The sequence below is a fragment of the Erysipelatoclostridium sp. AM42-17 genome, assembly GCF_003480255.1.
Taxonomy (GTDB): Bacteria; Bacillota_I; Bacilli_A; order Erysipelotrichales; family Coprobacillaceae; genus Faecalibacillus.
The window spans coordinates 101528-122180 of the sequence record NZ_QUIN01000002.1; the positions used below are offsets into that span (position 1 = coordinate 101528).

A 20653-nucleotide genomic window follows, 5' to 3' on the forward strand; every position below is an offset into this window, starting at 1 on the left:
TATAATATATTTTTACCTATTATCAATAGATTATATGCATCTTTTTAATTTATAAAATAAAAAAGGTGACTTGCTTTTTACAAGTCACCTTAAAACGAACTATTATTATAATAATGATTGGTATAATTCTTTGATTTCTTCAACTGAAGTATCTCTTGGATTACCTGGACAGCAAGCATCAGCTAATGCTGATTCACTTAAGAATTGTAAATCTTCTTCTTTAACAATTTCTTTTAAGTTAGCAGGAATACCAACATCTTTTGATAATTGTTTTACTGCATCTACAGCTGCTTGACGATATTCTTCTTGAGACATACCAGTTGTATCAACACCCATTGCTTCAGCAATATCTTTATATTTAGTTCCAGTATATGGAGCATTGTATGCCATAACTGTTGGTAAAATAATAGCATTAGCAACACCATGAGGAGTATCATATAAAGCTCCAAGTGGATGAGCCATTGAGTGAACAAGTCCTAAACCAACGTTAGAGAATCCCATACCAGCAACATATTGACCTAAAGCCATACCTTCTCTACCTTCAGGTGTATTATCAACTGCACCTCTTAATGATTTAGCAATAATTTCAATTGCTTTAATATGGAACATATCAGATAATTCCCATGCTCCTTTAGTAATATATCCTTCAATAGCATGAGTTAAAGCATCCATACCTGTTGCTGCAGTTAATCCTTTAGGCATTGATGACATCATATCAGGATCAACGAAAGCCACAACTGGAATATCATGTACATCAACACAAACCATTTTACGATCTTTTTCTACATCTGTAATAACGTAGTTAATTGTAACTTCTGCAGCAGTTCCAGCAGTAGTAGGTACTGCAAAAATTGGAGTACATGGATTTTTAGTTTCAGCGACACCTTCAAGACTTCTTACATCGCTGAATTCTGGGTTACGATCAATGATTCCTACAGCTTTAGCAGTATCCATTGAAGAACCACCACCAATAGCGATCATATAATCAGCACCAGCATCATGTAATGCTTTAACACCATGTTGTACATTTTCAATAGTTGGATTTGGTTTAATATCACTATATACTTCATAATCAAGACCTGCTTGATCTAATAAATCAGTCACTTTTTTTGTTACTCCAAATTTAATTAAATCAGGATCAGAACAAACCATTGCTTTTTTAAATCCTCTTGCTTTTGCTTCTACAGGAATAGATTCAATTGCTCCTTTTCCATGATAACTTGTTTCATTTAATACAAATCTGTTAGCCATTTTTTATTATCTCCTTTGCTCTTTATCTATCTTCATTCTACTGTCATGTGAAATAAAAAACAAGTTACAAATAAAGGCAAGTGTCACATTTTTTATAACCGCTATCATTTATTTTTTCAATTGACAATAATAGCGTTGATAAAAAACAAAAGAAACGATACCAGCTAAAGCTTCACCTAAAACAAGAGCAATCCAAACTCCAGTAATCCCCATAATATGTACAAGTAAATAAGCTAAAGGAACACTCACAATAAGTTGTCTTAAAAGTGTAATAATTAAAGATTGTTTTCCCATTCCTAAAGATTCAAAAACCCCTGACATCAAGATTCCAAAAATAGAGATGACAAAGCTTAATGATAAGATACGTAATCCGGTCATACCAATATCATACATTGCTTGACTTGCATCAAATAATGATAATAGAAAATGTGGGAAAAACATAAATAAAAGCGTTCCTAAACTTAAAATCAAACCAATCATCATACCTGCTGCTTTTAAAAGCTGATTCATTCTATCTTTTAATCCTGCTCCATAATTAAAACTCATAATCGGACGCATTCCTTGAACAACACCATTTGCCGGCATGTAAACAAAGGTTTGTAATTTATAATAAATGCCAAAGAAAGCAACTGCATTTTGTCCTATTGTTGCTAGAATCCCGTTTAATAAAGAAACCAACAATGAAGGTAAACACATCATGACACTTGAAGGAAAGGCAATACTATATAATTGTTTAAAAATATGTAAATCAATCTTTTTAAAAGACAAATGTATGCCTTGATTATATTTTTTAAATAAACAAATAGATAAAATCGCAGCTGACGTTTGACCAATAACGGTTGCAAGGGCAGCCCCTATAATTCCTAAAGCCGGCATACCAAAATAACCAAATATTAAAATAGGATCCAAACAAACATTAACTAAACAACCAAAAATTTGCATTATCATCGGCAACATCATGTTTCCAGTAGCCTGAAATAATTTTTCTATAGCCAAATGAATAAATTGTCCAAATACAAAAGTCACGACAATCATTCCATAGCTGACTCCATCTTTAATCACTTGAGGATTATGCGTAAATAATAATAAAAACGGACGAATTAAAAACAAACCAATCAAAACAAAAATCAATGAATGCAGCAGACTCATGATGACACCTTGACTAGCATAATAAGAGGCTCTTTTTTTATCATTGGCTCCTAAATAACGTGCTACAAATGCATTTAAAGCAATTCCTATTCCACAAGAAATCGCTAATGATAGATTTTGTAAAGGATAAATTAATGAAACAGCAGTTAAGGCTTCATTTGATACTCTTGCTACAAAGATACTATCAACAATATTGTATAATGATTCAATTAACATTGAAATCATTGGTGGTAAAGCCATTTGTAATAACAAAGGGAATACCGGTTTATATCCCATCGGGTTCTTTTCCATAGTTTCCTCCATATAAAAAAGCTATAGATGTCTATTTAATATCAGAAATAGAGAAATCTATAGCCTTTGGCAATTATTTTTTTCTTATATTAAAGGGTTCTTATTTAAATGTCAAGTAACTAATTTAAATAAGGTTTTAACTTAGCAGGTAAAGCTTCTATGAGTAAAACAACTAAATCATCAATTGTTAAATGCATATCTTTTAAGACCCATTCTACTGTCATATCAATAGAACCTCGACAATACATTTCTAATAAAAAATTGAGATGTGGATCTAAATCCTGATTAAGTTTCTTCTCAATCATTTTTTTATAAAAATCATAGATACAACAATAATCATAATGAATTAAATTATTATAATCATTAGATTTAAAAGCTTCTTTAAAAAAAGCATGCTCTTTTTCTATAAATTTAAATTTAAAATGCAACGCCTCATCTAAAGTGCAACCATTTCCCATTTGTCTAAAAGACTGTAAAACGAGTTTTTCAAAATACCAGTTAACTAAATCATACTTATCTTTAAAATAGCGATAAAATGTTTGTCTGGTCATCCCGGCTTTTAATACAATATCCGTGACTGTAATTTTATCTAATGGATTTTCTTTTATTAATTCCTTTATTGCACTTGCAAACAAATAACGTGTTTCATCATGTTTATCCATAATTATCCCCTTTAAGTTCATTCTATATTATATACATTCTAAACCAAAAAGAAAAGCACTAGAAACTAGTGCTTGTCATACTCATTAAATAAGCCAAGTTCTGTATTTCAGATAATCATTTATCTACGTTTTCACGTCCGATGATTCGTTCAATTCCAAATCAATCGATTCCCCTACCAAATTTGGGTTTCTGCCTTGCGGAGCTTTCCTCTTTTCACCTATAGTTTCCTATAGCATTGTCTCTGTGGAGCCATTTATGAATTTCAACCATAGTTACCCTTAGGTCTTGCTTCTGTCGTTAGTTTACACTACCCTCACTTATTGATTCGTGAGGCACAAACACTACAATCATCGCAGATTGTGGCAGCCTGGACTTTCCTCTACTATCAAGTAGCGATTACCTATCATGAGTATTATTATTTATTAGAAAAAACAGCTTTTTCTAATAAAGATAATCTTTTTAAAATATCAACATTAGATGAAACATTTTCTTCTAATGCATGAATATTATCTTCCTGCAATGCTTTTTCTCTTTCTAAACGAGTGTTTTCTTCTTTTAATTTTCTTACTTGTGATTCTAATTGATCAATTTTATCATAAGATTCATTTAATAATTTAGCAAAAGATTCATAATCTTTAACAATTTGATCTAAGTAATGATCAACTTCATCAGCGTTATATCCTTTAAAATCGACTTTAAATTCCTTATTTACAATTTTCTTAGGACTTAATGCAATTTTATATTCCATCTTTATTCACTCCCTATTATCATTTTACAAATTTATTAAGTTTTTGCAAGAGTTTTAAAACATGTCTTAAAAATAATATCATAGAAATTAGGTATCTTTATTATTATATGATATAATCAGTATGTAATTTTATAGAAAGAGAACAACTATGGTTAATTATCCAAATAAAAAGAAAGGTCAATATACAACAAGAACAATTGAAGGCAAACATGATACAGCAAGACGTGGTATGCATTTAGAGGAAGATATTAATCTAAGCAATGAATATTATTTATCACATGATATTGCTGTTATTCATAAAAAACCTACCCCTATCCAAATCGTTAAAGTTCAATATCCTGCTAGAACAGCAGCTAAGATTGTTGAAGCTTATTTTAAAACCCCTTCAACAACTGACTATAATGGTTTGTACAAAGGAAAGTATATTGATTTTGAAGCAAAGGAAACAAAGACAATGTCCTTTCCCTTTGTCAATATTTCTACTCATCAGATTAATCATTTAGATGCGATTATCAGACATCAAGGAATTGCTTTTGTCATTATTGCATTTACTAGAGTAAATGAGGTATACTTAATTGATGCATCATATATCATTGAAGCTTATCGTTATGGTAAAAGACAATCAATGAAATATGAGGCAATTAAAGAAAAAGGACATTTAATAAAACAAGGCTATTTACCAAGATTAGATTATTTAGACATTGTTGATCGTATTTATTTAGGAGGTAAACAATAAATGAAGTATAAAATGAAAGGTAAACCAAAATTAAATAAAAAAAGAGTCATTCAATCCATCATTATTGCTGTTGTCGTTTTAGCAGTAGGTGTTGTTGGCGTATTAGCATTTAGTGTCTATAAAGACACAGAAGCCTTTTCAGCAGAAAAATTAGCTTCTAGCGGTGCTAGTCAATTGATTGATAATAACGGTGATGTCATGTACACCTATGGCTCTGCTGAAAACGGAAAAAGAAAGAACGTCACATATAATGACTTACCACAAGTCTTAATCGATGCCGTTGTGGCTGCCGAAGATTCACGTTTCTTTGAACATAATGGATTTGACTTACCACGTATTGTTAAAGCAGCCATTGGTAACTTAGCATCCGGTGGGATTACAAGTGGTGGTTCAACAATTACGCAACAGGTTGTTAAAAAGTCATACTTCCCTGATGCCCAAAGAACTTACTCACGTAAATTTAGTGAAATCATCTTAGCGATTCGTGCTGATAAAGCTTTAAGTAAAGAAGAAATCATTACTCTTTATTTAAATAAGATTTATTTTGGTCGTAGTACAAGCTCAATTGGTGTGGGGGCTGCCAGCCTTTATTACTTTAATAAAGATGTTTCTGAATTAACTTTACCAGAGGCAGCATTGCTTGCTGGAAGTTTAAATTCACCTTATAACTATGATCCTTATTATAATCTAGATAAAGCAACAGAAAGAAGAAATAGAATTTTAAATTTAATGGTCAAACATGGCTATATCTCTCAAGAAGAAGCTACTGAAGCAAAAGCTGTCAAAGTAGAAAATATGTTATGTGCCAGCAATATTCAAAATGATTCTTATTTATCTGCTTATGTAGATATGGTTACAAGAGAAGTTATTGAAAAAACAGGACTTGATCCTCGTTCAACACAAATGAATATTTATACTTATTGTGATCCAGAAACACAAAAATTATGTTATGACTTAAATACTGGGGTTACTTATAACTACAGTGATGAAGACTTAAATATGGGTGGTGCTGTTCAATCCAGCCAAGATGGTCGTGTCGTTGCCGTATTAGGTGGTCGTAACTTTGTTCAAACGGGAACAAATTATGCAATGACTAAACAACAGCCAGGTTCATCAGTAAAACCTTTCTTAGACTATGGATTAGCCTTTGAATACTTAAATTGGTGTACTCAACATACAATCAGTGATGAAGCCTATACTTATGCTGGTACAAATAAATCAGTTAAAAACTGGGATGGTCAATATCATGGTGATGTTACGATTCCAGATGCTTTATATAATTCTTGGAATATTCCAGCCTTAAAAGCATTAGATGCCGTTCAAAAAGAAGTTAAAAAATCAGATATTGTTAAAGCATTAGAATCAGTTGGAATTGATATGTCTAAAGAAGAATTTAATACTGCTTATGGTATTGGTGGATGGGCTACTGGTATTTCACCAATAGAAATGGCAAGTACTTATGCTACAATTACTAATGGTGGTATGTATGTAGAAAGTCATACTGTTAATTATGCTGAAGATGTCCAAACTGGTAAAAAATACATGATTGATGAGGAAATTCAAGACGCTAAAAAACAAAGTTCTTATAGCGCTGCTTCTTCATTTATGATTCGTCAAACAATGATTGATTATACTAGTAGAGGTTCAGGAAGTTATGCTTCACTAGCTGGATTAAAAAATGTCGGATCTAAAACAGGTACTTCTAACTTTAGTGGAAGTTCATATGTTCGTGATGGTAAAGATAGAGATGCATGGATGACTGCTTTCTCTCCTGATTATGTCGTATCTGTATGGATGGGATTTACTCCTGATGGTATTAAAAAAGGAAAGAATACCAGTGATTATAAAGCTTATCCAAATAAAGTTGTTTCTGCAATTATGAGACATCTTGCTAGTGGTGGTTATAAAAAATCATATCCAAGTAAACCAGATGATGTTGTTCAAGCACAAATCGTTAAAGGTGTTTATCCTTATGTATCACCTTCAAGTGATACACCTAGTGATATGATTCTTACTGCTTGGTTTAAAAAAGGAACAACACCTAAGTCAACTCATGACAGTTCTTCATTGAACTTATCTCAATTAAGTTCATTTGAAGCAAGTTTAGATAGTTCTAATAAGATTGCTGTTAAGTTTGCTCCGTATAGTCCAATAGAAGCAACAACAAATGATCAAGCTAATGAAGGAACAAAGATGTATGGAAAGGTTGTCTATACTGTTCAAATCGTAGATAGTAATAGCGGTGCCACATTACATACTGAAAATTTAAGCAGTAATACTGGAACAATTAATTATACAGTAAATGGACAAGTTAAAGTGATTGGTTACTATAGTTATAGTAATGCTCCAGGAAAAACATCAAATAAAATTGAAAAAACATTAGGTAAAACAGAAAGTCAATTATCAGAATTACAAGGTACAGTGACTGCAGATGGTTCTACTGTAAGTGAGGGAAGTACGATTTCTGCTACATCCGTCTATGTAGCCATTACTCCTCAAGATAATTCGCATACTTTTAAGATTACTTTATATTCAAGTACTGGTGAAGAAATTACAAGTTCTAGTAGTAAATCAGCAACGATTAATTCTCTTGTTTCTGGATCATCTTATTCAATTGTTATGAGTGAATCTGATGGTTCTAAAACAGTAACAAAGAAAATTAACTTTACAGTTAAATAGAAAAGGCAACGATTGTTGCCTTTTTGTTTTAAAAAAATAGTCCTTGATAAGGACTATTTTCGATTTAACATTTGTTGTTGTTTTTCTTTATCTTTACACATATCAATAAGCTTACATTGTTTACAAGATGGATTGATTGCTTTACAAAAATAACGACCAAAGAAGATAAATTGATGGTGCGTTTTGGTCCAACGACTTCGATCAATATAACGCTTCATATTTCTTTCTACTGTTTCTACACTCGCATCATTTTTAGCAAATCCTAATCTTTTAGCAATTCTTTCAACGTGGGTATCTACTGCAAAAGCAGGAATATGAAAACCTACTGATAAAACCACATTCGTTGTTTTTCTTCCTACTCCTGGTAAACTCTCTAAAGCTTTTCTACTACAAGGAACTTCACCATGATATTGTTCAACCAACACTTCAGACATCCGTTTTAGGTTTTTAGCTTTATTACGATATAAACCGATTGTTTTAATATAAGTTTCTAGTTCTTTAATATCAGCCTGTGCCATGCTTTCCACATCAGGAAAACGTTTAAATAAATCTTTGGTTACAAGGTTCACTTTTTTATCTGTTGTTTGCGCTGATAACATCACAGCAACAAGTAACTGATAGACATCATCATGAATCAGTTCACAGTATGCATCTGGGTAAAGTTCATCTAAGTAATCAAGGACTCTCTGTGTTTTTTCTTTATTCATCTTCCCACCATTTATAGTGACTGACAGCAACTTTTCTTGGTTCTGGTTCTTGCTCTACATAACGCTGTTTAACGCCATTTTTAGCCCAATTATTCAAGATACCTTCAATATATCTAAAATTAAGAATTTGACTTTTTACAGCTTCTTTTAACGCTAATAAGATTCTTTCATCACTATATCCTTGTTCTTTCCATTCTTTTAAAATATCCATTTCCATCGGTGAAAGAGCACGAGCAAATTGCTTTTCAAATTCATCCAACAAATTCACTTCTGGTACTTCTTCTTGTTTTGACTCTAGCAGTCTTTCTACTAGTCTATTTAATTGTATCGTTCCATTACGATTAAAAATAAACTTCTTTTTAAGTAAAGAAGATAAAACATGATCTAATTCTTTATGTGATAAAGAAGAGTACTGTACTAACAATGAAGGAGAAATCATTTTAACATGTACATCTTTTAATACATATATCAATAATAAAATATAAATCTCTTGATCAACTAATCCTAATTCTTTTCCCTTTAAAATAAGTAATCTTTCTACTTGAATACAACCATTATCTTTTAAATACTTTAACATTCTTTCACCTACAATTTATACGCTTTAATAAATTCTCCATTATTTGCACTATAATAAGCATATATTAAAACATTATCTTGCCTATATGTAGCAACATAAACAAGCATCCCATTTTCATAACCTAATTCTATACGTTGAGGATTTTGTTGATACTTTTGATTAAATGATGCTTTAATTTGATTTTTAGAAATAATCTTCTTATCAAAAGATTCTACATATTTTAGTTTTTCATCATAAACCACATATTTAACCTTTTTCTTTTTTACCTTTAAAATATAATAAGTTTGATCACTATTATATTCATAAAAAACATTCTTATATTGGTAATGATGTTCTTGGCATATTTCATTACGAATACTTGTCATTTCATTTTGTTTTGTAGCATAAGGAACATGGATCCATAGCATATAAAAGCAAACATATATAAAAATAATCGCAAGTAATATAAATACTATTTTAAATCGATGTTTTTTTAAAAAAGCCTTCATTGACATTCTCCTTTGTTAGTTCATTATACTCTTTTTTATATAAAATAAAAAGACTTATGTAAAGTCCTTTATCCTTTAAAAATTAAAAAAGAGAACAAGCGTTCTCTACTAATCATCCCTTCTACTACTTCCGATAACCATTAAAACAATTCTAAGCAATGATAAAAGCGTAGAAATAACAGAAGCCACATAAGTAAGAGCTGCTGCCGTCAACATCTTTTTAGCACCACTATACTCACCATCAGATAAATAACGATCATTTAAAATCGTAAGTGCTCTAGATGAGGCATCAAACTCTACTGGTAAAGTCATAATTTGAAATAATAAAATACCACACATTAAAAACACACCTATCCATGCTATTTTAGTATTAGCTATAGCTAAACCTAAAAATAAAACAAACCAGCCTACTCTTTGACCTACATTACAAAAAGGAATAATAGCATTTCTAAAAGTAAGTGGTAAATAACCCTCTTTATGTTGAATGGCATGCCCACATTCATGAGCAGCGACTGCTAAAGCAGCAACTGTTGTTTGATCATAAATACCATTCGATAGTCTTAATACTTTATTTCTTGGATCATAATGATCACTTAATTCACCAGAGATATGTTCAATTCTTACATCTTGTAAACCATTTTGATCAAGGATTTCACGAGCTACCTGATAGCCTGTCATTCCTCTTGAATTATAAATCTTTGAATACTTACGATAAGAACGTGTCACTTTACCTTGAGCAAGAAGCATTAATACCGTTCCAATTAAAATCAGGAAAAATCCTACTTGGTTATATAACCCCCAACCATAATAACCATAATACATTTATATCACCTCTTCATTTATTATACACATAATTATGAACTTAAAATGAAAAGATGCAATTAATTCATTGCATCTTTTAAACGATTACTAGGTTTAAATGTCACTGTTTTACTAGCAGGTATAATCATTTCTTTTTGAGTTTTTGGTGAAATTCCTTTTCTTGCTTTACGATCATTTACTTTAAAAGTACCAAATCCAGAAATTAAAACTTTATCTCCTTCAACAACACTTCTTGTAATTGTATTAAACACAGTATCAACTAACATTTCTGCTTCTTTTTTTGTCATATTTCTTTCAATTGAAACCGATTCAATTAACTCTTTTTTATTCATTATACAACCTCCAAAATTAAAATCCGAGATTTAGTATAACATTAAAAAACATCGCTTTCAAGCACTTTTATTAGCTTTATAACACAATCGCTATGACATTACTTTTCCCCTTATTAACAATTTTACTTAAGATATCATGAAGACGAATACTAGCATTTTCAGGAATCGCATTAAGCTTAAAATACATGCCCTCTTCTATTAAATCACCCAGTTTTCTACCAAAGACATCACAATCAAAAACAGCCTGTTTATCATCCCCATTATTTTTTAAATAAGAAACAAAACTTTCTGCTTGTTGTTTTGAACCGATAATCGGTTCAAATGTGCTTTCAATGTTCACTCTAATCATATATGTTGTTGCTGCATTACTTTTAAGTTTCATTCCATAACGAGGACCCTGTTTAATAATTTCTGGTTCACTTAATTCAATATCATCTAAACGTGGTACTGCATAACCGTAACCGGTTTGTTTAACCATTTTTAAAGCACTGGCAACCCCTTCATATTCCTTTTTAATCTTTACTAAAGAAGCAATATAACTTAATAATGAAGCCTGATCAATATCTTCACCAATCACTTCTTTTAATAAATCTTGATATAAACCATCTCTTTCTTCTATTTTTAACTGCGTAGATGCATTGGCAGTATCTACCCCACGAATATAAGCTTTACTCACAAAATCATAATCATTAATACTATCAACAATTTGATTTACATCTTTGAGCTTCTTTATTTTAATTAATGATTCTTTTAATGATTGATCTAATGTTTGTTTTAACCAATGATCATGATCCAACAAAGCTAACCATTTAGGTACTTCTACTGCTACTTCACGAATAGGAAATTCATTCAATGCTTCTTTTAATAAAGAAACAACTTGTGATTCCATCATATTCGTCACATCTATTGCCATGACAGGAACATCATATTGACTTTGATAATCACTGACAACATCTTGACATCTTTGACTTTGAGGATCTTTACTGTTAACAACCACTATAAATGGTTTACCAATATGTTCTAGTTCATCAATAATATCACGGGTTGCCTGTTGATAATTTTTAGCTTCTAAATCAACAATACTGCCATCACTGGTTAATACAATACCAATCGTAGAATGATCTTGTATGACTTTTTTTGTGCCAATTTTAGCAGCTTCATCAAAAGGAATACTATCATTATACCAAGGTGTCTTCACTAAGCGAATACCACTATCATCCTGATAACCACTGGCACCATCAATCACATAACCCACACAATCAACTAATCTGACTTTAACATGAAAATCATCATCAACAACCATATCTACAGCTTGATTGGGAATAAATTTAGGTTCAACCGTCATAATCATTTTACCTTTACCAGATTGTGGTAATTCATCGATTGTTCTTAATTTAACATCTTGATTTTCGATATAAGGAATAACCGCAATCTCCATAAATCTTTTAATAAAAGATGATTTACCACTTCTTACCGGTCCCACAACACCTAAATAAATATCACCGCCACATCTTTGTCCTATGTCTTTTAATATATTCTTTGTTTCCATTTATCATGACTCCTTTATACCACTATATGTCTTGATTAAAAGATTAGAACAAAGAAAAAAGGAGGTACCCCTCCTTTTCATTATTTTACTTTTACTAATTCTAAATAACTTGTTGCGCCTACAACACCTGGTGTTCCTCCAGTGACTAAAATTTGTTCTCCTGGTTTAACACCATTTTCTCTAGCAATAATACTTGCATAATCAATCATAGAAATACGTGAACTTAATGGTTTGCATGGAACAGCTTTAACACCCCAGTTTAAAGCTAATGCTTTTGTTGTTTTTAAAGAAGGCGTTGGTGCGATAATACGAGATTTTGTACGATAACGAGCCATTTTACGAGCTGTAAATCCTGATTCAGTAAAGGCAATGATGGCTGCTACATTGAACTTATAAGCAATTTCAGCTACTGACATACAAATAGCTTCACTTGCATCATTAGGCGCAGTACGAATTGCTTCTCTTTGTAAGCTTTGATAATCTAAACTATCTTCTATCTTACGAGCAATCTTAGACATCATTAAAACCGCTTCTTGAGGATAAAGACCACTAGCCGATTCACCAGATAACATGATAGCATCTGTACCATCATAAATCGCATTGGCTACATCGGAAACTTCAGCACGTGTTGGTCTTGGATTTTCTTGCATACTATCTAACATTTGGGTTGCTGTAATAACAAGTTTTCCTCTTTCTTTACATTTTCTAATAATTGATTTTTGAATAAGTGGCACATCTTCTGCAGGAACTTCTACTCCTAAATCACCACGGGCTACCATGATACCATCAGCTACATCAAGAATTTCATCAACATTTTCAACCCCTTCTTGATTTTCAATCTTAGCTAAAATTTGAATATCATTACGACCATTTTCAATTAATAATTTTTTAATATCAATAATATCTTGAGCTCTTCGACAGAATGAAGCAGCAACAAAATCAAATGGATGTTGCGCTCCAAATGTTAAATCTGAAATATCTTTAGGAGATAAATAATCAAATCCTAATTTAATACCAGGAACATTAATACCACGTTTATTTTTAACTTCCCCATCATTTGCTGCCACACAAACAATATCACTACCTTCAACATGATCAACTAATAATTCCACTTGACCATCATTAACTAAAATATAACCACCTGGTTTAACATCCTTATATAAATCTTTATAAGTAATGGTAAAACGATCACTGGTTCCCACAATATCTTCATTACAAATTACACAAGTTTGTCCTTTTTTAAATGTTGTCTTTCCATCAACAAAATCACCTGTACGAATTTCAGGACCTTTCGTATCTAGAAGAATTGCTACTTGAGTTGATAATTCTTCATTAATTTCAAGTAATGTATTGATCTTTTGTTCATGTTCTTCATGAGTTCCATGAGAGAAGTTTAATCTCATGACATTCATTCCCGCTTTTACAAGCTTAGTAAGCATTTCTTTGCTTTCAGAAGCTGGTCCAATTGTACATACAATTTTTGTTTTTGACATAATCTCGTTTTTCATCATATAAGTCGCCTTCCTTTTACTTTATATGTTTAGTATAAACCTATTTTTAACTTTTAACAATGAATATGAAATAGCAAAATAATGCAAGAAGGCATGCTAAAAAATCCAAAAATAAACCAAGTTTCAAAGCATAGCGATATTGTTTCAATTTAACACTGGCAAAATAGAGAGTAACTACATAAAAAGTCGTATCACTTCCAGTTTGAATAATTGAGCCTAACGTACTATAAAGATGATTAATGCCATAAGTTTGAAATATTTGATTTAAAATAACTAAAGAACCTTGGCTAGAAAAAGGGCGAATCAACATCATCATCAATATCTGTATCGGTAAATGCATTGATTTCATCATCGGCTTTAATCCCTGTTGTAAAAGTTCTAATAAACCACAAGTTTGAAAACATTGGCACCATAAAGTAAAAGCCATTAAAGTCGGTGCTAAAACAACCACTAACCCTAACCCCTCTTTCACTCCCTTTACAAACTCATCAAAAACATCTACTCCATTGATCATTCCTAAAATAAAACTCACTAAAATAAAACCAACCACAAGATTAATCATGACGTTCTTTAACCTTAATAATCATGATACCAACAATGGTAATGATAAAACCTATCACCATACTGTAACGAAAAAAGCCGGCTACATCTCTAGCATGATAGCTTTGTCTTAAAGTCATCATTGAAGAAGGAACTAAAGATAAACCTGCTGTATTGATGACAACTAAAGTGAGCATTTCTCGAGTAGGGTGATGACTTGGCGTAAGTTGATTTAGTGCTTGCATCGCTTTTAATCCACTCATAGTAGCTAGTGAGCCGACTCCTAGTAAATTAGCCATCATATTTGAAGAAAGATATAAAAAAATATTTTGATGATCAATGACATTTCCATAAATAAAACGTAATACTGGTTTAAATAAAAAAGATAAATACTTAATCATTCCTGAAGCTTCAATCACATTTAAAATTCCATTCCATAAACAAGCACTTAAAACTAATGTTTTAACTAAATCAAAGACTTGAAAAGGACTTTTTAATACTTCAAAAAATAGCTTTTCTTGACGTTGCATTAAAAATGCCACTGTCAAGAAAATAATCATCCCATATTTAAAAACTTTAGCCATAAATAAGATCCTTTAAAATATAATAAAGTGCATATTTAAACTGATAATGTGATAGTTGTTTACAAACAACTGTTTTTTGATTAACTTGAAGATAAAGTTGATTTTGAATAACTTGACAGGTGACTTGATCTTGAGGCTGTAATTCTAACTGTAAATCACGATCAAAAATATAAACTTCCTGGTCTATCCAATTTAACCCTTCATCATATATCTTCACTGACTGAAACTTTTTAAAAACTTCTTCATATTTATCTTTATGAAAAGCAAAATCATTACCACAATTAAAAGTCACAATAATTAAGTCCATCCCTCTTTTTTTAGCTCTGGTTACTAAAGTTCTTCTGGCTTTTTTAGTAAAGCCTGTCTTTCCTCCTAGACAATATGAATATTCTTTTAATAAACGATTTTTATTATTCCAGGAACCTTTACCATCCAATCTTTGATAAACCTGAGTTTTAACAATTTTATTAAAGATTGGATTTTGACAACAATAATCCATCAAGATAGCCATATCTTTAGGACAAGATATATTTCCGTCATCTTCCTCATCTAAACCGGTAGGATTAGAAAAATGACTGTTAGAAAGTTCTAATTTCATCGCTAAATCATTCATTTTTTCAACAAACTTATCTACTGAACCAAATGTTGCTTTGGCTAGCATCAATCCACAGTCATTTCCACTTCTAAGCAATAAGCCATATAAAAGATCTTGAATCGTTATTTTATCCTTTATATGTATATAAACACAACTACCATAAGCTTTATCTATTGTATGATCAACAATGACTTCTTTATCTAATTTATTATTTTCTATCGCCAAAATCGCCGTCATGATTTTAGAAATAGATGCTACACTTTGACTTTCATTTTCTCTTTTTCCTTCAATGACACTTTTAGAAAAACGATCATAGACAACATAACTCTTGCCACAAAATTGAACTTGACTTAAAGATACTTGAAAAATAAAAAGGATACTGAGTAAAATTTTCATTTTATCACCAGTATCATTTTATGAATCTATTCATGTTTTATGATAATGAAAGTTCATACACTTTTATCATAAAATAAACACATAATGAAATCATCATATCACCCATTTATTATATGTTATCATGATGATTTTATACCTAACGTGCATAACGAATCAAAGTTTTAGCCTTTAATGGTTTAAAGTATTGACGAACTTTGCCACCACAGGCAATGACTAATTGATTATTGTAGCCAAATTCTCTACCAATTGTTCCTTTTTCAACTTTTGATATATGAGTTAATTGTCCTTTTATGATTGCAAATTTCATTGTATACTTCCTCCTTTTCTACCTTTATTATAGAAAAAGAAGAAAATAAATGAGGACGTATATAAAAAATGAAAACCGGATTACCGGTTTTCATTAATATTATCTATTAGAAATCAACTTCTGTGTCGTAGTAGCAAGCTTTTAATAATTTAACCATTTCTTCTTGTGTTGGAATACGTGGGTTGCTTCCTGTACATGCATCTAAAATTGCATTTCTAGCAATATCTTCTACACGATCTAAGAAGACATCTTCAGGTACAAATCCTTTATCTGCTGGTAAACCATCAGCACCATAATGAGCAATACAATGAGGAATATTTAATTCATCATTCATTTTACGTAAATGAGCAATTAATAAATCTACTTTTTCATCATCGTTACTTCCACCTAAATGCATATAATCAGCAATCACACCATAACGTTTTTTAGCAGTAGGATCTTTTGCATTAAATTTAATAACTTTAGGTAAATACATAGCATTAGCTGCACCATGGATAATATGTCCACCTTGATCTACGAATGCAGCACCAGTTTTATGAGCCATTGAGTGAACAATACCTAATAAGGCATTTGAGAATGCTTGTCCTGCTAAACATTGAGCATCATGCATATCATCTCTGGCTTTCATATCACCATTATAAGAATCAATTAAGTTAGCTTGAATCATTTCAATAGCATGAATAGCTAATGGATCAGTATAGTTACAATTAGCCGTAGATACATAGGCTTCAATCGCATGAGTCATAGCATCCATACCTGTATGAGCAACCAATTTAACTGGCATTGTTTCAGCTAAATCTGGATCTACGATAGCCACATCTGGTGTAATTTCAAAGTCTGCGATAGGATATTTAATACCTTTATCATAATCAGTAATAATTGAAAATGCTGTTACTTCTGTAGCAGTACCACTTGTTGATGGAATAGCACAGAAATGAGCTTTTTTACGTAATTTAGGAATTCCGAATACTTTACACATTTCTTCGAAAGTAATATCTGGATATTCATATTTGATCCACATTGCTTTAGCAGCATCAATAGGTGAACCTCCACCCATAGCAACAATCCAGTCTGGTCCAAATTCTTCCATTACAGCAGCACCTTTCATAACAGTTGTTACTGATGGATCTGGTTCAATACCTTCAAATAATTTTACTTCCATTCCAGCTTCTTTTAAATAGTTAACAGCACGATCTAAGAATCCATTTCTTTTCATGCTGCCACCACCAACACACACGATAGCTTTTTTTCCTTCTAAGTTTTTAAGAGCTTCTAAGGCTCCTTTTCCATGATATAAATCTCTTGGTAATGTAAATCTTTGCATAGGTCACGTCTCCTTCTTTCCTTATACATTAATGATAGCACTTACATCACGTGAAAAAAAGAACATAAAAAGGAATAGTTATATTCCTTTTTTGATATACCTTATTTAAATTGTTCCGTTAATTGATGTAAATATCGAATAAAATCCCCTTCTTCACTCGTAGGATTATATCCTTTTCTATATATCACTAAGTCAATATACTCATTTTTTTGATCTAAACATTCTTTTAAAATCAAACCATAAGCATCTAACATTTCTTTTGATAAAGGAGAAGCCCAAATATAGGTATCCTTGACATATCTTAAGATTTCATATTGACTAGCACGTTCATATATTTTAATGGTTTTATTAGCTTGTTGATAAGGATTATCTTGGTCTTGAATGCGGCTATCGCCATGAATAAGTTCAATTTGATCATATAAATCCGCCAAATATATATTCTTGTTTGCTAGAACATTATCTTTAGACATCAATACTAAATAATGAAAGCGAAATAACTCTTCCCATTTAATGCCTTTTAAAGCTAAGATATTTTCATAATAATTCATTTGATCAACAGGTATTCTAATAATTCCTAAATGATCTTCACCTTCATTGATATTAGAAATAGCCTGTTCTGTATTCGTTTCTCTATAATTAATATCAATATCCTTATCCTTGATTCTTTCGCTTCGTAAGAAGCGTATAAAAGCTTCTGAGATATAACTCACTCGTGGTACAGAAATATTTAAAGAAACTGTTTTTAAAGAATCTTCATGATACATATTTTCTAAAGCTTCTACCTCACTGACAATACTAATCGCTCGATCTAAAAACTGTCTTCCTTTTTTAGTAGGGGTTACCCCCTTACTATTTCTTTCAAAGATTTTAATATTCATTTCTGCTTCTATTTCTTTAATAATCTTTGATAGACGAGGCTGATTTAAATATAAATGAGTAGCTGCTTTCGATATCGAACCATATTTATCTACTTCTATCATATATTTTAAATGTAGTAAATTCATGATCATCACCTAATCTTTATTCTATCACATTATTGTAAGGTAAAGATATGATTTGTAAATTTATTACAAAGAAGAGTTTAGATTTTTATAATCTTAAAATATAAATTAATACATTTATGAAATCACATATTTTATTTTTAAATTATTTAGAGTTGTTTGATAGTTTAAGTAATGATCCTGTTGTAATCTACCAACAACAATACCAGGAAGAATATCGATTTTTTTAGCAAATTCATTAATGGAATTTGCAGTAAATTTTCCTTTATTCTCTTTAACAAATTCAAGATATTCATTTTCTGGAATCAGTGTATTTCTTGAAAATAAGTCTGCTTCTTTTTCCAACTTTTGAATTAAATCATTTGTTTCTAATTCTTCTTTATATTTGTCACTTACAAGGGTCACTTTTATTCTTTTTTGTAACACGTGACCTAATTCATGAAATAATGCAAACCAAAAAGTATCTGCATATTTTCTCCTATCATTTAATGCTAAAACTACTTTCTCTTTATTAAGCCATTTGACTGCACCGTTAACACCACAATTTTTAAGATTTGGAAGCAAAACAAGAGCAACACCACATTTTGAAAGTAATTCCTTCAATCTAGGATAAAAATCTTTTGGGTTATCGTTAGTCATACTTCTTATTTCAGCAATTGACGAAGATAATTTTGATTCATCATATGGTTCAACATCCATAATTGATCCAATATTTATAGCAGTTTGAACCCACGCATTTGCATTAATTATATTAATATCTTTAACCTCTGATACACTTGTTCTATATTGTACCAAAAAATCTCTTTGACTTAAAACATGTAATGAAGCAACCTTAAAATAACAACGTAATTCTCTCACTTTTTCAGTGGTATCTCGTGTTGATTTAACTAATCCTAGATCAACCCAAAATTTATAATCAAGTTGTTTAACAAGATGACATTCTTCTTCAATAGCTTTTCTATTTTCGATTTCAATCTTCTTTTCAATATATCTTTGATTAAGATTAAGCCACATTGTAGTCGAAGTTCCAAAAACAGTAGCTAATTTTTGTACTAATTCTTCAGTAAGATTTATCTTTCCATTCACTAACTCACTCATATATTTTGGCGTTATTTGAAGTCGTTTAGCCAACTCTTCCTGTGTAATACCTTGATCATCAATATAATCTTTTATATAGTAACCTGGATGAAATGTTATTAATTCTTCATATTCAATCTTATTCATAATGATTAGACACCTCCCATGCTATTATTATTTCTGTAGATTTATAAATTTTATTCATATCCTCGTCTTTGTATTAATTTCCATTTTTATCTACAGGAATAATTATTAAACGATACCCTGTACTACGTCCTGCAATATCTAAAGCATATTGTCCTTTTCTTTTTCCTTTTAGAGGATGTAAATGATAAATTTTCATTTCTGCTATATCTTGTAAATTATCTGAACTTTCAATCAAATTTACTAATGCATGAAGTTTTTCTGCAATCTTTGCAGGTAAGTCTTTTTTTGCCTTTTTAAAATTAGTGCAAAGTTTCTTCACATTATTATCATGATATTGAATCTTTATAGTCACATCCTCCTTTCTGTAAAAAATTACCAAAAAGGTAATTTTTTTCTTTATAATACCATTACTAAACCAATAATTCAATCATTTTCTTTATTACAATTTATTAAAAATATTTATCATTGAATAAAAAAATAAGTGCAACCTAGTTGCACTTATAAATAATTATTTCTTTTTAACAATATCATTTAAATCTTTAAAGATAGAATGATCAGGAATGACACCTCTTACTCTAGAAAGAGGATAAATGTTAGTATGTCTACCAATGACTGTACCAGGATTTAATACACTATTACATCCTACTTCTACATAGTCTCCTAACATAGCTCCCATCTTCTTTAATCCTGTTTCGATTGATTCTTGATTGAATCGATCTTTAACAACAACCAAAGTTTTATCACTTTTAACATTACTTGTTATTGATCCTGCACCCATATGTGATTTATATCCTAAAATAGAATCACCTACATAGTTATAATGAGGTACTTGTACACTATCAAAGATAATGACATTCTTTAATTCTACCGAATTACCAATAACACAATCTTGACCGACTAAAGCACTTCCTCTAACAAAAGCACCATGTCTTACTTCTGTTCTAGCACCAATAATACATGGTGCTCCTAAATAAGCACTATCAAACACTTTAGCATCTTTATGAACCCATACATGTTCACTTACTTCTTGATAATCATCACCTAATGATTTACCTAATTCTATAATAAAGTCTTTAATATCTTTTAAAGCTTGCCAAGGGTATTCATATTTTTCTAATAAAGGACGAGCTTGGCTATGATTTAAATCATATAAATCTTCTATTTTATACATTTTTATTA

At 30.8% G+C, this 20653-nt stretch carries 22 protein-coding genes and 1 other RNA gene; 2 read left to right on the forward strand and 21 right to left on the reverse strand.

Annotated features, from left to right (window positions below):
* Positions 1–105: 105 nt before the first annotated feature.
* The 5 genes from fucO to gpsB all read right to left on the reverse strand — a co-directional run bounded on the left by fucO (position 106) and on the right by gpsB (position 4102).
* On the reverse strand, positions 106–1251 hold the full coding sequence (fucO, locus tag DW911_RS01705) for a lactaldehyde reductase (RefSeq protein WP_118433544.1): 1146 nt from the start codon (positions 1249–1251) through the stop codon (positions 106–108).
* A 108-nt stretch (positions 1252–1359) separates the two neighbouring features.
* A complete protein-coding gene (locus DW911_RS01710) occupies positions 1360–2691 on the reverse strand; it encodes an MATE family efflux transporter (protein WP_233541871.1) in 1332 nt (443 codons plus the stop codon).
* 119 nt (positions 2692–2810) lie between these two features.
* Positions 2811–3353: a TetR/AcrR family transcriptional regulator C-terminal domain-containing protein gene (locus DW911_RS01715; RefSeq protein ID WP_118433548.1), complete on the reverse strand. Its 543-nt coding sequence runs from the start codon at positions 3351–3353 to the stop codon at positions 2811–2813.
* An 85-nt stretch (positions 3354–3438) separates the two neighbouring features.
* Positions 3439–3763, reverse strand: an RNA gene (gene rnpB, locus DW911_RS01720) — RNase P RNA component class B.
* Between the two features lie 6 nt (positions 3764–3769).
* Positions 3770–4102: a cell division regulator GpsB gene (gene gpsB, locus DW911_RS01725; protein ID WP_118433550.1), complete on the reverse strand. Its 333-nt coding sequence runs from the start codon at positions 4100–4102 to the stop codon at positions 3770–3772.
* 148 nt (positions 4103–4250) lie between these two features.
* On the opposite strand from gpsB, the gene recU reads away from it, so the two are divergent.
* Both recU and DW911_RS01735 read left to right on the forward strand, forming a co-directional pair.
* Positions 4251–4838, forward strand: coding sequence for a Holliday junction resolvase RecU (gene recU, locus DW911_RS01730; RefSeq protein ID WP_118433552.1), 588 nt, complete (start codon positions 4251–4253; stop codon positions 4836–4838).
* Positions 4839–7517 (forward strand): transglycosylase domain-containing protein, encoded by a 2679-nt coding sequence (locus DW911_RS01735; protein WP_118433554.1) that lies wholly within the window; start codon positions 4839–4841, stop codon positions 7515–7517.
* A gap of 53 nt (positions 7518–7570) precedes the next feature.
* On the opposite strand, the gene nth is transcribed toward DW911_RS01735, so the two are convergent.
* The 16 genes from nth to DW911_RS01810 form a co-directional block, all read right to left on the reverse strand.
* Positions 7571–8224, reverse strand: coding sequence for an endonuclease III (nth, locus tag DW911_RS01740; RefSeq protein ID WP_118433556.1), 654 nt, complete (start codon positions 8222–8224; stop codon positions 7571–7573).
* The gene (locus DW911_RS01745) at positions 8217–8801 is read right to left on the reverse strand and encodes a DnaD domain-containing protein (RefSeq protein ID WP_118433558.1); all 585 of its coding nucleotides are present in this window, start codon (positions 8799–8801) and stop codon (positions 8217–8219) included. Before DW911_RS01745 ends, nth begins: the two co-directional genes overlap by 8 nt.
* An 8-nt stretch (positions 8802–8809) precedes the next feature.
* Positions 8810–9289 carry a PepSY domain-containing protein gene (locus tag DW911_RS01750; RefSeq protein WP_118433560.1) on the reverse strand — a complete coding sequence of 160 codons (480 nt, stop codon included), beginning with the start codon at positions 9287–9289 and terminating at the stop codon, positions 8810–8812.
* Between the two features lie 108 nt (positions 9290–9397).
* Complete coding sequence (locus DW911_RS01755) at positions 9398–10111, reverse strand: zinc metallopeptidase (RefSeq protein ID WP_118433562.1); 714 nt, start codon at positions 10109–10111, stop codon at positions 9398–9400.
* Between the two features lie 59 nt (positions 10112–10170).
* Positions 10171–10443 carry an HU family DNA-binding protein gene (locus DW911_RS01760; protein ID WP_118433564.1) on the reverse strand — a complete coding sequence of 91 codons (273 nt, stop codon included), beginning with the start codon at positions 10441–10443 and terminating at the stop codon, positions 10171–10173.
* Positions 10444–10519: 76 nt separating this feature from the next.
* Positions 10520–11992: a stage IV sporulation protein A gene (spoIVA, locus tag DW911_RS01765; protein WP_118433566.1), complete on the reverse strand. Its 1473-nt coding sequence runs from the start codon at positions 11990–11992 to the stop codon at positions 10520–10522.
* Between the two features lie 80 nt (positions 11993–12072).
* A complete protein-coding gene (pyk, locus tag DW911_RS01770) occupies positions 12073–13503 on the reverse strand; it encodes a pyruvate kinase (RefSeq protein ID WP_118433568.1) in 1431 nt (476 codons plus the stop codon).
* A 46-nt stretch (positions 13504–13549) separates the two neighbouring features.
* The gene (locus tag DW911_RS01775; RefSeq protein WP_118433570.1) at positions 13550–14065 is read right to left on the reverse strand and encodes a spore maturation protein B; all 516 of its coding nucleotides are present in this window, start codon (positions 14063–14065) and stop codon (positions 13550–13552) included.
* On the reverse strand, positions 14058–14627 hold the full coding sequence (locus DW911_RS01780) for a hypothetical protein (protein ID WP_118607381.1): 570 nt from the start codon (positions 14625–14627) through the stop codon (positions 14058–14060). The genes DW911_RS01775 and DW911_RS01780 overlap by 8 nt, the downstream gene beginning before the upstream one ends.
* On the reverse strand, positions 14620–15618 hold the full coding sequence (locus tag DW911_RS01785; protein ID WP_118433574.1) for a D-alanyl-D-alanine carboxypeptidase family protein: 999 nt from the start codon (positions 15616–15618) through the stop codon (positions 14620–14622). The genes DW911_RS01780 and DW911_RS01785 overlap by 8 nt, the downstream gene beginning before the upstream one ends.
* 136 nt (positions 15619–15754) lie before the next feature.
* Entirely contained in the window at positions 15755–15925 is a 171-nt protein-coding gene (locus tag DW911_RS10940; RefSeq protein ID WP_199589170.1) for a hypothetical protein, read from the reverse strand.
* 106 nt (positions 15926–16031) lie between these two features.
* Positions 16032–17249 carry an iron-containing alcohol dehydrogenase gene (locus DW911_RS01790; RefSeq protein ID WP_118607382.1) on the reverse strand — a complete coding sequence of 406 codons (1218 nt, stop codon included), beginning with the start codon at positions 17247–17249 and terminating at the stop codon, positions 16032–16034.
* A 101-nt stretch (positions 17250–17350) separates the two neighbouring features.
* Entirely contained in the window at positions 17351–18253 is a 903-nt protein-coding gene (locus DW911_RS01795) for a LysR family transcriptional regulator (RefSeq protein WP_158568222.1), read from the reverse strand.
* A gap of 114 nt (positions 18254–18367) precedes the next feature.
* Positions 18368–19474, reverse strand: a complete 1107-nt coding sequence (locus tag DW911_RS01800; RefSeq protein WP_118607383.1) for a HigA family addiction module antitoxin — start codon at positions 19472–19474, stop codon at positions 18368–18370.
* A 73-nt stretch (positions 19475–19547) separates the two neighbouring features.
* Positions 19548–19826 (reverse strand): type II toxin-antitoxin system RelE/ParE family toxin, encoded by a 279-nt coding sequence (locus DW911_RS01805; protein WP_199669444.1) that lies wholly within the window; start codon positions 19824–19826, stop codon positions 19548–19550.
* A gap of 156 nt (positions 19827–19982) precedes the next feature.
* Positions 19983–20645, reverse strand: a complete 663-nt coding sequence (locus DW911_RS01810) for an acyltransferase (RefSeq protein ID WP_118433588.1) — start codon at positions 20643–20645, stop codon at positions 19983–19985.
* Positions 20646–20653: the final 8 nt, after the last annotated feature.

What these genes read in the sequence shown, in the direction of transcription:
- fucO (WP_118433544.1), bottom strand. Translation starts at nt 1,251, where the DNA reads ATGGCTAACAGATTTGTATTAAATGAAACAAGTTATCATGGAAAAGGA.
- DW911_RS01710 (WP_233541871.1), bottom strand. Translation starts at nt 2,691, where the DNA reads ATGGAAAAGAACCCGATGGGATATAAACCGGTATTCCCTTTGTTATTA.
- DW911_RS01715 (WP_118433548.1), bottom strand. Translation starts at nt 3,353, where the DNA reads ATGGATAAACATGATGAAACACGTTATTTGTTTGCAAGTGCAATAAAG.
- gpsB (WP_118433550.1), bottom strand. Translation starts at nt 4,102, where the DNA reads ATGGAATATAAAATTGCATTAAGTCCTAAGAAAATTGTAAATAAGGAA.
- recU (WP_118433552.1), top strand. Translation starts at nt 4,251, where the DNA reads ATGGTTAATTATCCAAATAAAAAGAAAGGTCAATATACAACAAGAACA.
- DW911_RS01735 (WP_118433554.1), top strand. Translation starts at nt 4,839, where the DNA reads ATGAAGTATAAAATGAAAGGTAAACCAAAATTAAATAAAAAAAGAGTC.
- nth (WP_118433556.1), bottom strand. Translation starts at nt 8,224, where the DNA reads ATGAATAAAGAAAAAACACAGAGAGTCCTTGATTACTTAGATGAACTT.
- DW911_RS01745 (WP_118433558.1), bottom strand. Translation starts at nt 8,801, where the DNA reads ATGTTAAAGTATTTAAAAGATAATGGTTGTATTCAAGTAGAAAGATTA.
- DW911_RS01750 (WP_118433560.1), bottom strand. Translation starts at nt 9,289, where the DNA reads ATGAAGGCTTTTTTAAAAAAACATCGATTTAAAATAGTATTTATATTA.
- DW911_RS01755 (WP_118433562.1), bottom strand. Translation starts at nt 10,111, where the DNA reads ATGTATTATGGTTATTATGGTTGGGGGTTATATAACCAAGTAGGATTT.
- DW911_RS01760 (WP_118433564.1), bottom strand. Translation starts at nt 10,443, where the DNA reads ATGAATAAAAAAGAGTTAATTGAATCGGTTTCAATTGAAAGAAATATG.
- spoIVA (WP_118433566.1), bottom strand. Translation starts at nt 11,992, where the DNA reads ATGGAAACAAAGAATATATTAAAAGACATAGGACAAAGATGTGGCGGT.
- pyk (WP_118433568.1), bottom strand. Translation starts at nt 13,503, where the DNA reads ATGATGAAAAACGAGATTATGTCAAAAACAAAAATTGTATGTACAATT.
- DW911_RS01775 (WP_118433570.1), bottom strand. Translation starts at nt 14,065, where the DNA reads ATGATTAATCTTGTGGTTGGTTTTATTTTAGTGAGTTTTATTTTAGGA.
- DW911_RS01780 (WP_118607381.1), bottom strand. Translation starts at nt 14,627, where the DNA reads ATGGCTAAAGTTTTTAAATATGGGATGATTATTTTCTTGACAGTGGCA.
- DW911_RS01785 (WP_118433574.1), bottom strand. Translation starts at nt 15,618, where the DNA reads ATGAAAATTTTACTCAGTATCCTTTTTATTTTTCAAGTATCTTTAAGT.
- DW911_RS10940 (WP_199589170.1), bottom strand. Translation starts at nt 15,925, where the DNA reads ATGAAATTTGCAATCATAAAAGGACAATTAACTCATATATCAAAAGTT.
- DW911_RS01790 (WP_118607382.1), bottom strand. Translation starts at nt 17,249, where the DNA reads ATGCAAAGATTTACATTACCAAGAGATTTATATCATGGAAAAGGAGCC.
- DW911_RS01795 (WP_158568222.1), bottom strand. Translation starts at nt 18,253, where the DNA reads ATGAATTTACTACATTTAAAATATATGATAGAAGTAGATAAATATGGT.
- DW911_RS01800 (WP_118607383.1), bottom strand. Translation starts at nt 19,474, where the DNA reads ATGAATAAGATTGAATATGAAGAATTAATAACATTTCATCCAGGTTAC.
- DW911_RS01810 (WP_118433588.1), bottom strand. Translation starts at nt 20,645, where the DNA reads ATGTATAAAATAGAAGATTTATATGATTTAAATCATAGCCAAGCTCGT.